A 12582-nucleotide genomic window follows, 5' to 3' on the forward strand; every position below is an offset into this window, starting at 1 on the left:
GCCGCGGCCCCCTGTTTCGAGGGCTCATTATTGGTCGTAAAAACTATCATCTTACCTGGGGTGTCTCAATGAAAAGCCCCTGCGGCATTGCCGCAGGGGCTGCGTCTTTAGTCGACCACCCTCATGGCGGGCCGCTGCTCAAAAATCCGCCAACGCGTTCGCGTGTGCGTAGCGCCAACTGCGGAGATTGCGGACGAGTAAAGCGACGCCGTTGAGTTGAGCGCGGATCGAACAGACCGACGTGTCGATCAGTTGCTCAGATTGCTCGAAATGATGTCCCCGAACAGCTCCCACTTTTCGCCCTTGAACCGCATCAGGCGCAGTTGCTTGATCGGTGCGAAATCGGTGGCCGAGGTGTTGATGCTGATGCCCGGCAGCAGCGTGCCGGGGACGAAATCCTTCAGGCTTGCGGCCTGCTTCATGACATTGGCGCGGGTGAGGTCGTCACCGCACATCTCCAGCACCTTCACCATGGTCTGTGCGGCGGCGTAGCCGAACGAGGTGGCGCCGTCGAGCTTGTTGGCGTCGGGATAATTCTTCTTGAGGAAGGCGAGGAATTTCTCCATGCCGGGATCCTTGTCCCACTGCGGATCGGCGCCGTCCTTGAGATAGGATGCCGATAGGATACCCTGCGAATTCTCGAAGCCCGCCGGCTGCATCACGCCGCCGACCGAGGCCGAGACGTTGGCGACGATCTGCAACGGCGTCCACGCGATCTCGGCCGCCTTCTTGATCGCCTGTGCCGCGAATTTCGGCGTCGTGATGCTGACGAATGTGTCGGCACCGGCGGCCTTCAGCTTGATGATGTGGCTGTCGACCGTGGGCTCGGATGTCTCGTAGGCCTCCTCGGCGACGATCATCGATGCCTTGTCGCCGAAGGCGTCCTTCAAGCCCTTGAGGTAGTCCTTGCCGAAATCGTCGTTCTGGTAGAGCACGGCGACCTTGGCGTCGGGCTTGTGCTTCATGATGTATTTTGCGTAGACCCGCGCCTCGTCCTGGTAGGACGGCTGCCAGCCCATGGTCCACGGATAATCTTTCGGGTCGTTCCACTTCGAGGCGCCTGAGGCGATGAACAGCTGCGGCACCTGCTTCTCGTTCATGTATTTCCGGATCGCCGCATTGGTCGCGGTCCCGACCGAGCCGAACAGCAGCAGCACTTCGTCGTTCTCGACCAGCTTGCGCGCCTGCTCCACCGTCTTGGGCGGCGAGTAGCCATCATCGTAGGAGATGAATTTGATCTTGCGGCCGTGGATGCCGCCGGCATCGTTGATCATCCTGAAGTAGGCGGCCTCGGTCTTGCCGATCACCCCATAGGCCGAGGCGGGGCCGCTATAGGGCATGGTGTTGCCGATCTTGATCTCGGTGTCGCTGGCCCCGGTGTCGTATTTCTTCTGCGCCAGCGCGACATTGCAGCTCGTCAGGATCAGAGCGAATGCGGACAACAGCGCCGTCAGGGACGGACGTGCGGCAGTCATGGTTTCCCCACCTCGGGTTCTTTGTTTGGAGTATTCAATACCATCGGCGCGGGCCGTCAACAAAAAGCCCCCGCGACGGATATCGCGGAGGCTGTTGTTTTATTCCCGCAGTGCAACGTCACTCGGAGGGGACGTCGCCGGAAATGATCTCACCGAACAGTTCCCACTTCTGACCCTTGAAGCGCTGCATCTGCAGCTGGGCGATCGGGGCGAAGTCGGTGGCCGAGGTATTGATCTTGACGCCGGGCAGCAGGGTGTCGGGCGTAAAGTCCTTGAGGCTCGCCGCCTGCTTCATGACGTTGGCGCGGGTGAGATCGTCGCCGCACATTTCGAGCACCTTGGCGAGCGTCTGTGCGGCGCCATAGCCGTACACATAGCCGCCGTCGGTCTTGTCGGCGCCCGGCATGTACTTGTCGAGAAACTCGGCCCACTTCTTCATGCCGGGGTCGTTGTTCCACTGTGCGTCGGCGCCGTCCTTGGCGTAGGCCGCCGACAACACGCCCTGCGCGTTGTCGAAGCCGGCCGGCTGCATCACGCTGCCGACCGAGGCCGACACGTTGGTGATGATCTGCAGCGGCTTCCAGCCGAGCTCGGCGGTCTTCTTGATGGTCTGCGCGCCGAACTTCGGCGTGGTGTAGATCAGCAGCACGTCGGGATTGGCGGCCTTGATCTTGACGATGTGACCGTCGATCGACGGCTCCGAAATCTCGTAGCTCTCCTCCATGATGATGCTGGAGGCCGCCTTGGCGCCAAAGCCGTCCTTGGTGCCCTTGAGGTAGTCTTTGCCGAAATCGTCGTTCTGATAGAGGATCGCGATCTTGGCGTCGGGCTTCTCCTTCATCAGCCACTTGGCGTAGATCTGCGCTTCGCTCTGGTAGCTCGGCTGCCAGCCCATGGTCCACGGGAAGTTCTTCGGGTCGTTCCACTTGGTGGCGCCCGTCGCGACGAACAGCTGCGGGATCTTCTTGGAATTCAGGTATTTCTGGATCGCGGTGTTGGACGGGGTGCCGAGCGGGTTGAAGACGAGCAGTACCTCGTCGCTCTCGATCAGCTTGCGCACCTGTTCGACGGCTTTCGGCGGCGAATAGGCGTCGTCATAGCTGACGAAATTGACCTTGCGGCCGTTGATGCCGCCGCGATCGTTGATCATCTTGAAGTAGGCTTCTTCGGTCTTGCCGATCACGCCGTAGGCGGAGGCTGGTCCCGAATAGGGGATGATGTTGCCGACCTTGATCTCGGTATCGCTTGCGCCGGTGTCGTATTTCTTTTGGGCGAATGCGGCAGTGGACGTCGCGGCAACAGCGACGATCGCCGCGGAAATCGCGGCGATCCGAACGGTAGAAAGCATAATATCTCCTGGTTTGCTTCTATAGGCTGTCAGTTTTTCTTGAACTTTGCGGCCAGTTGCTGGGCAACGATCGCGACCTGCCTGGCGCCGTGCGGCACGAGGAAGATGACGAGGAACAGCAGCACGCCGAACACCGCGCCCGAAAGGCCCTTCGAAATACCCTCGGCGATGTTGGGCACGAAGATGATGAAGGCGGAGCCTACGATCGAGCCGGGCAGCCAGCCGACGCCGCCGACCACCATGCCGAGGAACAGCGAGATCGCGAGCTGGATGGTGTAGCCGTCGGGCGCCACGAACTGCACCGCGATGGCGCCGAGGCCGCCGGCAACGCCGGTGATGCCGGCCGAGACGCCGAACGCCAGCGTCTTGTACAGCGCGACGTCGACGCCCATCGCGGAAGCCGCGATCTCGTTGTCGCGGATCGCCATGAAGGCGCGGCCGGAGCGCGAGCGCAGCAGGTTCACCGAAGCGATATAGATCGCGATCGTGACCACCAGCGTGAAGTAATACAGCCACATGTCCTGCCCCATCGGCAGGCCGAACGGCGCATCCGGCTTGGTGACCACGAGACCCTGCACGCCGCCGGTCCAGTGCTCGAAATAGCCCAGCTTCAGAAGCTGAGGCATCGCGGTGGCGAGCGCAAAGGTCGCGAGCGCCAGATAGACGCCGGAAAGCCGCAGCGCCGGCTGGCCGAACAGGAAGCCGAAGCCGAAGCAGACGATGCCGGCGATCGGCAGCGTGAGGGCATAGTTCATGCCCGCATGCTCCATCAGGATCGCCGAGGTGTAGGCGCCGACGGCGTAGAACGCGCTCTGGCCGAGCGAGAACTGGCCGGAGCCGCCGGTCAGGATGTTGAGCGCCAGCACCGCAAGGCCGTAGATCAGAAGCATCGTCATCTGGAAGATGATGAAGTTCTTGACGAACAGCGGGATCAGGATCAGCGCGGCGAGCACGACGAGCGAGGTGCCGTAGCCCAGCGTCATGGCGCGCTTGGGAACTGCCTCGACGGCCTGGCCTTCGGTGACGACTTCGACTTCTTCAGCGGCGCTCATGATCAAACTCGCTTCACGATGGCGCGGCCGAACAGGCCTGCCGGTTTCACGACCAGGACGACGATGATCAGCGCAAGCGCGATCGGAAGTTTCAGTTCATTGCCGACGCCGGGGATGTAGGTGCCGACGAGGTTCTCGAAGACGCCGACCAGGAAGCCACCCATGACGGCGCCGAACGGGCTCGACAGGCCGCCGAGCACGGCTGCGGCAAATCCATAGATCAGCACGCCGAGCATCATGTTAGGCTCGAGGAACACCACAGGTGCGATCATCATGCCGGCGATCGAGCCGATCGAGGCGGCCATGCCCCAGCCCAGCGCGATCATCCACGAGGTGTTGATGCCGACCAGCCGGGCCGATTCCGGCAGCGATGCGGCGGCGCGCATCGCAAGACCGACCCGGGTGAAGCGGAAGAAGAAGAACAGCAGGAGCAGCATCAACAGTGTGATGCCGATCATGCCGGCCTGATGGGTCGAGATCAGCTGGCTGCCGAGGAACGGTGAGGAACCGAACGGCGTCGGATACTGCTTGATGGTGAAGTCCCAGATCAGGCCGGCGACCGAGTTGATGATCGCGTAGAGCGCGATGAAGCCGGCGACGTTGGTCAGGATCGGCGCCTTCGCCAGCGGCTTGAACAGCAACCGCTCGATGACGATGCCGGCGGCGAACGAAAAGGCGACGGTGAGCACGAAGGCGCCCCAATATGGCACGCCCCATTGCATCAGCTGCCAGGACACGAAGGTCGAGAACATCGCCATTTCGCCCTGGGCGAAATTCAGATGGTCGATGGCCTGGTAGATCATGACCACCGCGAGCGCCATGCAGGCATAGATCGCGCCGGTGGCGATGCCGGCCAGGACCTGGTTGGCAAAAAGCTCCATTGTGCCAGCTCCCTCAGTAGCCGAGATAGGATTTGCGGACGTCTTCGTTGTTCGCGATGTCCTTGGCATTGCCCGACATCACGATCCGTCCGGTTTCGATCACGTAGGCCTGGTCGGCGAGCTCAAGCGCGAGCTGCGCATTCTGCTCGACCACCAGGATGGTCACCTTTTCCTCGCGATTGATCTTGCCGAGGATGCGGAACAGGTCGCGCACGATCAGCGGCGCGAGGCCGAACGACGGCTCGTCGAGCAGCATCAGGCGCGGCCGCAGCATCAGCGCGCGGGCCACCGCGAGCATCTGCTGCTCGCCGCCGGACAGCGTGCCGGCCTGCTGGGTGTAGCGCTGCTTCAGCACCGGGAAATGCTCGTACATCCGTTCGATGTCGGCGCCGATCGCCTTCTTGTCCGGGCGGCTGATGGCGCCGAGCTGCAGGTTTTCCTCCACCGTCATGTTGGTGAAGGTGCCGCGGCCCTGCGGCACATGGGCGATGCCGAGGCGGACCACGTTTTCGGTCGAGCGCGTGCCGATCGGCTTGCCCTCGAACTCGATCGCGCCGGTGGAGCGCACCATGTTGCAGATCGCCCGCAGTGTGGTGGTCTTGCCGGCGCCGTTGGCGCCGAGCAGCGTGGTCAGCGAGCCCTCGTTGAGCGAAAAGGAGAGGCCGTGCAGGGCCTGGACCTGGCCGTAATAGGCGCGCAGGTCCTTGACGTTGAGCATCGTGGTCATTGGTCCTTGCTCCCCAGATAGGCCTTGATGACATCAGGGTCGGCCTGGACCTGGGCCGGCGTGCCTTCGGCAAGCTTGCGGCCGAAATTGAGCGCGACGACGTGGTCGGCGATCGACATCACGAGACCCATGTGATGCTCGACCAGCAGCACGGTGATCTTGCGGTCGTCGCGGATTTTGCGGATCAGGTCGCCGAGCACATAGACTTCTTCGTGATTGAGGCCGCCGGCCGGCTCGTCGAGCAGCAGGATCTTCGGATCCGCGGCCAGGGCGCGCGCCAGTTCGACGCGCTTCTGGGTGCCGAACGGAAGTCCCGAGACCACGGTGTGGGCGACGTCCTCGAGATCGAGATAGCCGAGGATGTCGTGCACCTTCTTGTTCATGTCGGTCTCGCCGCGGCGGACCCAGGCGAGGCGCAGCGAGTCGCTGACGATGTCGCTCGAGGTGCGCGCATGCGCGCCGACGCGCACATTGTCGATCACGGACAGGTTGGGGAACAGCGCGACGTTCTGGAAGGTGCGGCCGATGCCGATCTCGGCGATCCGGTGCGGCGGGCGCGACAGGATGCTCTTGCCTTCCATCAGGATGTCGCCGGACGACGGCTGATAGAGCCGCGACAGGCAATTGAACAGCGTCGTCTTGCCGGCGCCGTTCGGCCCGATCAACCCGAGGATCTGTCCATGGCGCATGTCGAACGACACGCCGTTCAGTGCGATGATGCCGCCGAACACGACGCTGACGTCGCGAACCGCGAGCAGGGGATCATTCCCCTGCGCGAGCTGTGCCTGCGTCATCTCGTCTCGCCCGCCGTCTTCGAGCGGTGCGAGCGGCCCTGCGATGCGTTTCGCTGGACGTGATGGAGGCTATCTGATCCCCTCGGCCAAACGTGCAACTTTCCCTCCTACTCTGGTCTTTTTGCGTTCTTCTTTTTTGGATTGCGGCGCCATTCCACCGAGCGCCTGCTCGATGTTCCTTACCATCGCGACAAGACGAGGTCCAATGTCGTTGAGCAATCTGTCTTCCGTGAAGCGGAATGCCGGCGCGCCGCAATTGAAGGCGTAAGGACCGGTTCCGTCGTTCAATCTCAATGCAACGCCGACTGCGGCGACGTCGTTCTGCCAGTCGCCTGCGGACATCGTGAAGCCGTGCTTCGCGACCGTCTCGCCGGAGCGCTCGATGCCGTCGCGCATCTTGGCCCAGCGGCTGCCGTAGTGGTCCCGCAACTCACGCAGTAAAGCCGCGCGCTCGTCGGGCGGCAATGCCCAAATATAAGCACGCCCCATCGCGGTGGTTGCGATCGGCACCCGCGAGCCGACGTCGAGTTGTACGCCGAGCGCCAGGCCGTTCCGGCTCTGGCCGAAATAAATCATGCTGTGGCGGTCGCGTCCGCCGACGGCGACCGCTCCGCCGGTCGCGCGCATCACTTCTTCTCGATAGGGCTCGGACAAATGCCGAACGCCGAGATTGGCGAGCGCGGCGTAGCCGAGTGCCATCGCCGACGGCGCGAGTTGGTACTTCTCGAACTTCGGTACAGGTGTAAGGTATCCCAGCTTGGTCAGCGTGTAGGTCAGCCGGGAAATGGTTGGCTTCGGTAACTTGGTGCGGGCTGCAATCTCCTGATTGCCGAGCAGCCCGTCATTGGGTTGGAATGCGCGCAGGACGTCCAGTCCGCGGGAAAGGGCGACGACGAAATTGCGATCGGTCGCGGCTTTCTTGCTAGCGCGCTTCATCCCTATCCTTGCCCTGCCCTTGTCATGCTCGTTGACAAGGCACGTGCTTCAAAATAACCCTCCATGTCAAGATGTGGAATTAAATTTCGCAGTGCGAAATTGGTCTAATCGTAGCGGCTCAACGCAAGTCGTGCAGCTACTCAACACAAGTCCAAGAACAAGCATCCAGGGAGAGTCCCGGTGAGTGAAGTCGTCAAGCTCGAACGTCATGACAATATTGCCGTCGTCACGGTTAACAGTCCGCCTGTGAATGCGCTGAGCGCCGCGGTGCGCGGCGGCATCTTCGAGTGCATCAAGAGCGCGATCGATGATGCGCAGGTCCAGGGCATCGTGCTGACCTGCGCCGGCCGTACCTTCATCGCCGGCGCCGACATCACCGAATTCGGCAAGCCGCCGAAGCCGCCCGGGCTCGCCGAAGTGCTGAGCCTGATGGAGAGCTCGCCGAAGCCGATCGTTGCCGCCATCCACGGCACCGCGCTCGGCGGCGGCCTCGAGGTCGCGCTGGCCTGCCACTACCGTGTCGCCACCAAGGACGCCAAGCTCGGTCTGCCCGAGGTGAAGCTCGGCCTGCTGCCCGGCGCCGGCGGCACCCAGCGCCTGCCGCGCGCGGTCGGTCCCGAGCTCGCGGTCAAGATGATCGTCGGCGGCGATCCGATCGGCGCGGACGCGGCGCTGAAGGCCGGCCTGATCGAGGAGATCGTCGAGGGACCGGCTTCGGGCGGTGAGGCATTCGCGCGCAAGGTGGTCGCCGAGAAGCGTCCGCTGCGCAAGCTGCGCGACGACGACAGCAAGCTCGCCGCGGCCAAGGCCGATCGTTCGATCTTCACCAATGCGGTCGCTGCGCTGACCAAGAAGTCGCGCGGCCTCGAGGCGCCGTTCGCCGCTGCCGACGCCGTCGGCGCCGCGATCGACCTGCCGTTCGACGAGGGCCTGAAGAAGGAGCGCGAGGGCTTCCTCAAGCTGATGAACGGCGACCAGTCCAAGGCACAGCGCTACGCCTTCTTCGCCGAGCGCGAGGCCGCCAAGATCTCCGGTGTCCCCGAGGGCACCAAGGGCCGCAACGTGGCGCGCGTCGCCATCCTCGGCGCCGGCACCATGGGCGGCGGCATCGCGATGTCGTTCGCCAATGCCGGCATCCCGGTCACCCTGATCGAGACCGGCGAGGAGCAGCTCAAGCGCGGCATGGGCATCATGCAGAAGAACTACGAGGCGACCGCCGCGCGCGGCGGCATCCCGGCGGACGCGCCCGCCAAGCGGATGGCGCTGATCAACGGTGTCGTCGGCATCGAGAACATCGGCGACGCCGATCTCGTGATCGAGGCGGTGTTCGAGACCATGGCGGTCAAGAAGGAAGTGTTCGGCAAGCTCGACCAGTACGCCAAGCCGGGCGCGGTGCTGGCCTCCAACACCTCCTATCTCAACATCGACGAGATCGCGAAGTCGACCAAGCGTCCGCAGGACGTGCTCGGCATGCACTTCTTCTCGCCGGCCAACGTCATGAAGCTGTGCGAGATCGTGCGCGCCGACAAGACCGCGCCGGACGCGCTGGTCACGGCCGTCTCGATCGCCCGCAAGATCGCCAAGGTGCCGGCAGTGGTCGGCGTCTGCGACGGCTTCGTCGGCAACCGCATGCTGGCGCAGCGCGGCAAGCAGTCCGAGAAGCTGCTGTTCGAAGGCGCCCTGCCGCAGCAGGTCGACGCCGTGGTGACCAAGTTCGGCATGCCGATGGGCCCGTTCGCGATGGGCGATCTCGCCGGTCTCGATATCGGCTGGCGCTCGCGCAAGGACCGCGGCATCAAGTCGGAGATCGCCGACGCGCTCTGCGAAGCCGGCCGCTTCGGCCAGAAGACCGGCAAGGGCTACTACAAGTACGAGCAGGGCTCGCGCGCGGCGCTGCCCGATCCGGAGGTCGAGAAGCTGATCGACGAGACGCTGGCGCGCCTCGGCCGCAAGAAGCGCGTCGTCAGCGACGACGAGATCCTCGAGCGCATGATGTACCCGATGATCAACGAAGGCGCGAAGATCCTCGCCGAGGGCATCGCGGCGCGTCCGTCGGATATCGACGTGGTCTGGCTCTATGGCTATGGCTGGCCGATCTATCGCGGCGGTCCGATGTTCTGGGCCGACACCGTCGGCCTCAAGCACATCGCCGATCGTCTGGCTTTCTACGCCAAGGAGACCAACGATCCCTCGCTCGAGCCGGCACCGCTGCTCAAGAAGCTCGCCGACGAGGGCAAGACCTTCGCCTCGCTCGCCGCGCCGTCGAAGGCGGCGTGATTGGCCGACTGTAACCACGTGTCATTCCGGGATGCGCCGTAAGGCGCAGACCCGGAATCTCGAGATTCCCCGATGCGCAAATTGCGCATCTTAGGTTCACGCTGCGCGTGCCCCGGAATGACAGTTTCCAGAGTCTGGTTTTCATGACCTATCCCGGCGAACAATATTATCCCAACGGCGTGCAGTGGAGCGACGAGATCACGCGCGGCACGCTGCCGGACCTGCTCTCGAGCGCCGCGGCGGAGTTCGGCGCGCGCCCGGTGCTCGAATTCCGCGACCGGCCGATCAGCTACGCCGAGCTGGAAGCCCTGGTCGAGACCGCCGCTGCGGCCTTCATGCGGGCCGGCTACGGCAAGGGCGCCTCGGTCGCGCTGTTCCTCGGCAATTCGCCTGACCATCCGATCAATTTCTTCGGCGCGCTCAAGGCCGGCGCCCGCGTCGTGCATCTGTCGCCGCTCGACGGCGAGATCGCGCTGTCGCACAAGCTGTCCGATTCAGGCGCGCGGGTGCTGGTCACCAGCAATTTGTCGGCGCTGTTGCCGACCGCGCTGAAATTCCTCGCCAAGGGTCTGCTCGACCGTCTGATCGTCTGCGAGGACGACAATTGGGGCAAGGTCGGCACGCCGCAAACCGCGCTGCCCGACAATCCCGCGATCATCACCCACCGCCAGTTCATCGACGGCGCGACCAGGCCGTCGCAATGGCCGGCGGTCGACGTCGAGGACGTCGCGCTGCTGCAATATACCGGCGGCACCACGGGCCTGCCCAAGGGCGCAATGCTCAGCCACGGCAATCTCACCGCGGCGGTGTCGATCTACGACGTCTGGGGCAAGCCCGGGCGGCTCGAACGCAATGCGATCGAGCGCGTGATCTGCGTACTGCCGCTGTTTCACATCTACGCACTGACCGTCGTGCTGCTGTCGGCGATCCGGCGCGGCCATCTGATCTCGCTGCACCAGCGCTTCGACGTCGAGGCCGTGATGCGCGACATCGAGGTCAAGCGCGCGACGGTGTTTCCTGGCGTGCCGACGATGTGGATCGCGATCGCCTCGCTGCCCGATCTCGACAAGCGCGATCTCTCTTCGCTGGTGGTCGCCGGCTCCGGCGGCGCGCCGCTGCCGGTCGAGGTCGCGAAGATCTTCGAGCGCCGCGTCGGCATGAAGCTGAAGAGCGGCTGGGGCATGACCGAGACCTGCTCGCCCGGCACCGGCCATCCCAAGGAGGGACCGGAGAAGCCGGGCTCGATCGGGCTGATGCTGCCCGGCATCGAGATGGACGTGGTGTCGCTGGAGGATTCCACCAGGGTGATGCCGGTCGGCGAGGTCGGTGAAATCCGTATCCGCGGCCCGAACGTCACCAAGGGCTACTGGAACAGGCCGGCGGAGACCGCCGAGGCCTTCGTCGGCGACTGCTTCCTCACCGGCGACATCGGCTACATGGACGCCGACGGCTATTTCTATCTGGTGGACCGCAAGAAGGACATGATCATCTCCGGCGGCTTCAACGTCTATCCGCAGATGATCGAGCAGGCGATCTACACCCATCCCGCCGTGCAGGAGGTGATCGTGATCGGCATTCCCGACGATTACCGCGGCGAGGCGGCAAAGGCCTTCATCAAGCTGCGCGACGGGCAGCCGGCGTTCTCGATCGACGAGCTGCGCGCGTTCCTCACCGGCAAGGTCGGCAAGCATGAACTGCCGGCAGCGCTCGAGTTCGTCGACGAGCTGCCGCGCACCCCGGTTGGAAAGCTGTCGCGTCACGAATTGCGCCAGCAGCAGCCCAAAAGTGCTCAAACCGAGACATCTCAATCCACGCAACAACAGACCGCATCAGGATTCCGCCCATGACCGACGCCGTTATCGTCTCCACCGCCCGCACACCGATCGGCAAGGCCTATCGCGGCGCGCTCAACGTCACCGAGGGCGCGACCCTGCTCGGGCACGCGATCGGCGAAGCGGTGGCGCGGGCCAAGGTCGATCCGAGGGAGATCGAGGACGTGGTGATGGGCGCGGCGATGCAGCAGGGCGCGACCGGCGGCAACATCGCGCGCAAGGCGCTGCTCCGCGCCGGGCTGCCGGTGACAGTCGCCGGCACCACGATCGACCGTCAATGCGCCTCCGGCCTGCAGGCGATTGCGCTCGCCGCGCGCTCGGTGATCTTCGACGGCGTCGAGATCGCGGTCGGCGGCGGCGGTGAATCGATCTCGCTGGTGCAGAACGACAAGATGAATTCCTTCCACGCCCAGGATCCGGCGCTGCTCAAGATCAAGGGCGAGGTCTACATGCCCATGATCGACACCGCCGAGATCGTCGCCAAGCGCTACAACATCTCGCGCGAGAAGCAGGACGAGTATGGCCTCGAGAGCCAGCGCCGCACCGCGGCCGCGCAGCAGGGCGGCAAGTTCAAGGAAGAGCTCGCGCCGATCACCACCATGATGGCGGTCACCGACAAGGCGACCGGTGCCGTCACGATGAAGGAGGTGACGCTGTCGCAGGACGAAGGTCCGCGGCCGGAGACCACGGCCGAAGGGCTTGCCGGCCTCAAGCCGGTGCGCGGCGAGGGCTTCACCGTCACCGCCGGCAATGCCAGCCAGCTCTCGGACGGCGCCAGCGCCGCCGTGATCATGAGCGACAAGGAAGCCGCCAAGCGCGGGCTGAAGCCGCTCGGCATCTTCCGCGGCTTCGTCTCCGCCGGCTGCGAGCCGGACGAGATGGGCATCGGCCCGGTGTTCGCGGTGCCGCGGCTGCTGAAGCGCCACGGCCTCAAGGTCGACGACATCGATCTCTGGGAGCTCAACGAGGCCTTTGCGGTGCAGGTGCTGTACTGCCGCGACAAGCTCGGCATCGATCCGGAGAAGATCAACGTCAATGGCGGCGCGATTTCGGTCGGCCATCCCTACGGCATGTCGGGTGCGCGGCTCACCGGCCACGCGCTGATCGAGGGCCGCCGCCGCAAGGCCAAATACGCCGTCGTCACCATGTGCGTCGGTGGCGGCATGGGCGCGGCGGGTTTGTTCGAGGTGTTGCAGTAATTCGCCGTCGTCCTGGCGAAAGCCAGGACCCATACCCCGCGGCCGGGGTAAGGGGCACGGA

Annotated in this window: 10 protein-coding genes; 3 read left to right on the forward strand and 7 right to left on the reverse strand. The window is 64.3% G+C overall.

Annotated elements, in window-relative coordinates:
* Window positions 1-248: 248 nt before the first annotated feature.
* The 7 genes from ACVW1B_RS38625 to ACVW1B_RS38655 form a co-directional block, all read right to left on the reverse strand.
* On the reverse strand, window positions 249-1475 hold the full coding sequence (locus ACVW1B_RS38625) for an ABC transporter substrate-binding protein (RefSeq protein ID WP_456822854.1): 1227 nt from the start codon (window positions 1473-1475) through the stop codon (window positions 249-251).
* Window positions 1476-1593: 118 nt separating this feature from the next.
* Window positions 1594-2823: an ABC transporter substrate-binding protein gene (locus tag ACVW1B_RS38630; protein ID WP_456822855.1), complete on the reverse strand. Its 1230-nt coding sequence runs from the start codon at window positions 2821-2823 to the stop codon at window positions 1594-1596.
* A gap of 29 nt (window positions 2824-2852) precedes the next feature.
* Entirely contained in the window at window positions 2853-3875 is a 1023-nt protein-coding gene (locus ACVW1B_RS38635) for a branched-chain amino acid ABC transporter permease (RefSeq protein ID WP_092085378.1), read from the reverse strand.
* 2 nt (window positions 3876-3877) lie between these two features.
* Window positions 3878-4756, reverse strand: coding sequence for a branched-chain amino acid ABC transporter permease (locus tag ACVW1B_RS38640; protein ID WP_028339071.1), 879 nt, complete (start codon window positions 4754-4756; stop codon window positions 3878-3880).
* A gap of 13 nt (window positions 4757-4769) precedes the next feature.
* Window positions 4770-5483 (reverse strand): ABC transporter ATP-binding protein, encoded by a 714-nt coding sequence (locus ACVW1B_RS38645; protein ID WP_038384532.1) that lies wholly within the window; start codon window positions 5481-5483, stop codon window positions 4770-4772.
* Window positions 5480-6277 (reverse strand): ABC transporter ATP-binding protein, encoded by a 798-nt coding sequence (locus tag ACVW1B_RS38650; protein ID WP_016847575.1) that lies wholly within the window; start codon window positions 6275-6277, stop codon window positions 5480-5482. Before ACVW1B_RS38650 ends, ACVW1B_RS38645 begins: the two co-directional genes overlap by 4 nt.
* Window positions 6278-6346: 69 nt before the next feature.
* On the reverse strand, window positions 6347-7213 hold the full coding sequence (locus ACVW1B_RS38655) for an IclR family transcriptional regulator (protein ID WP_018269093.1): 867 nt from the start codon (window positions 7211-7213) through the stop codon (window positions 6347-6349).
* A gap of 180 nt (window positions 7214-7393) precedes the next feature.
* On the opposite strand from ACVW1B_RS38655, the gene ACVW1B_RS38660 reads away from it, so the two are divergent.
* The 3 genes from ACVW1B_RS38660 (at window position 7394) to ACVW1B_RS38670 (ending at window position 12521) form a co-directional block, all read left to right on the forward strand.
* Entirely contained in the window at window positions 7394-9490 is a 2097-nt protein-coding gene (locus ACVW1B_RS38660; protein ID WP_253604874.1) for a 3-hydroxyacyl-CoA dehydrogenase NAD-binding domain-containing protein, read from the forward strand.
* 143 nt (window positions 9491-9633) lie between these two features.
* Window positions 9634-11337, forward strand: coding sequence for a dicarboxylate--CoA ligase PimA (gene pimA, locus ACVW1B_RS38665; protein ID WP_456822856.1), 1704 nt, complete (start codon window positions 9634-9636; stop codon window positions 11335-11337).
* Window positions 11334-12521, forward strand: a complete 1188-nt coding sequence (locus ACVW1B_RS38670; protein ID WP_456822857.1) for an acetyl-CoA C-acyltransferase — start codon at window positions 11334-11336, stop codon at window positions 12519-12521. The genes pimA and ACVW1B_RS38670 overlap by 4 nt, the downstream gene beginning before the upstream one ends.
* Window positions 12522-12582: the final 61 nt, after the last annotated feature.

It is taken from the genome of Bradyrhizobium sp. USDA 4502 (genome assembly GCF_054063355.1).

Excerpts from the sequence above, each read along its gene's own strand:
- ACVW1B_RS38640 (WP_028339071.1), bottom strand. The coding sequence starts at position 4,756 with ATGGAGCTTTTTGCCAACCAGGTCCTGGCCGGCATCGCCACCGGCGCG.
- ACVW1B_RS38625 (WP_456822854.1), bottom strand. The coding sequence starts at position 1,475 with ATGACTGCCGCACGTCCGTCCCTGACGGCGCTGTTGTCCGCATTCGCT.
- ACVW1B_RS38670 (WP_456822857.1), top strand. The coding sequence starts at position 11,334 with ATGACCGACGCCGTTATCGTCTCCACCGCCCGCACACCGATCGGCAAG.
- pimA (WP_456822856.1), top strand. The coding sequence starts at position 9,634 with ATGACCTATCCCGGCGAACAATATTATCCCAACGGCGTGCAGTGGAGC.
- ACVW1B_RS38630 (WP_456822855.1), bottom strand. The coding sequence starts at position 2,823 with ATGCTTTCTACCGTTCGGATCGCCGCGATTTCCGCGGCGATCGTCGCT.
- ACVW1B_RS38650 (WP_016847575.1), bottom strand. The coding sequence starts at position 6,277 with ATGACGCAGGCACAGCTCGCGCAGGGGAATGATCCCCTGCTCGCGGTT.
- ACVW1B_RS38645 (WP_038384532.1), bottom strand. The coding sequence starts at position 5,483 with ATGACCACGATGCTCAACGTCAAGGACCTGCGCGCCTATTACGGCCAG.
- ACVW1B_RS38635 (WP_092085378.1), bottom strand. The coding sequence starts at position 3,875 with ATGAGCGCCGCTGAAGAAGTCGAAGTCGTCACCGAAGGCCAGGCCGTC.
- ACVW1B_RS38655 (WP_018269093.1), bottom strand. The coding sequence starts at position 7,213 with ATGAAGCGCGCTAGCAAGAAAGCCGCGACCGATCGCAATTTCGTCGTC.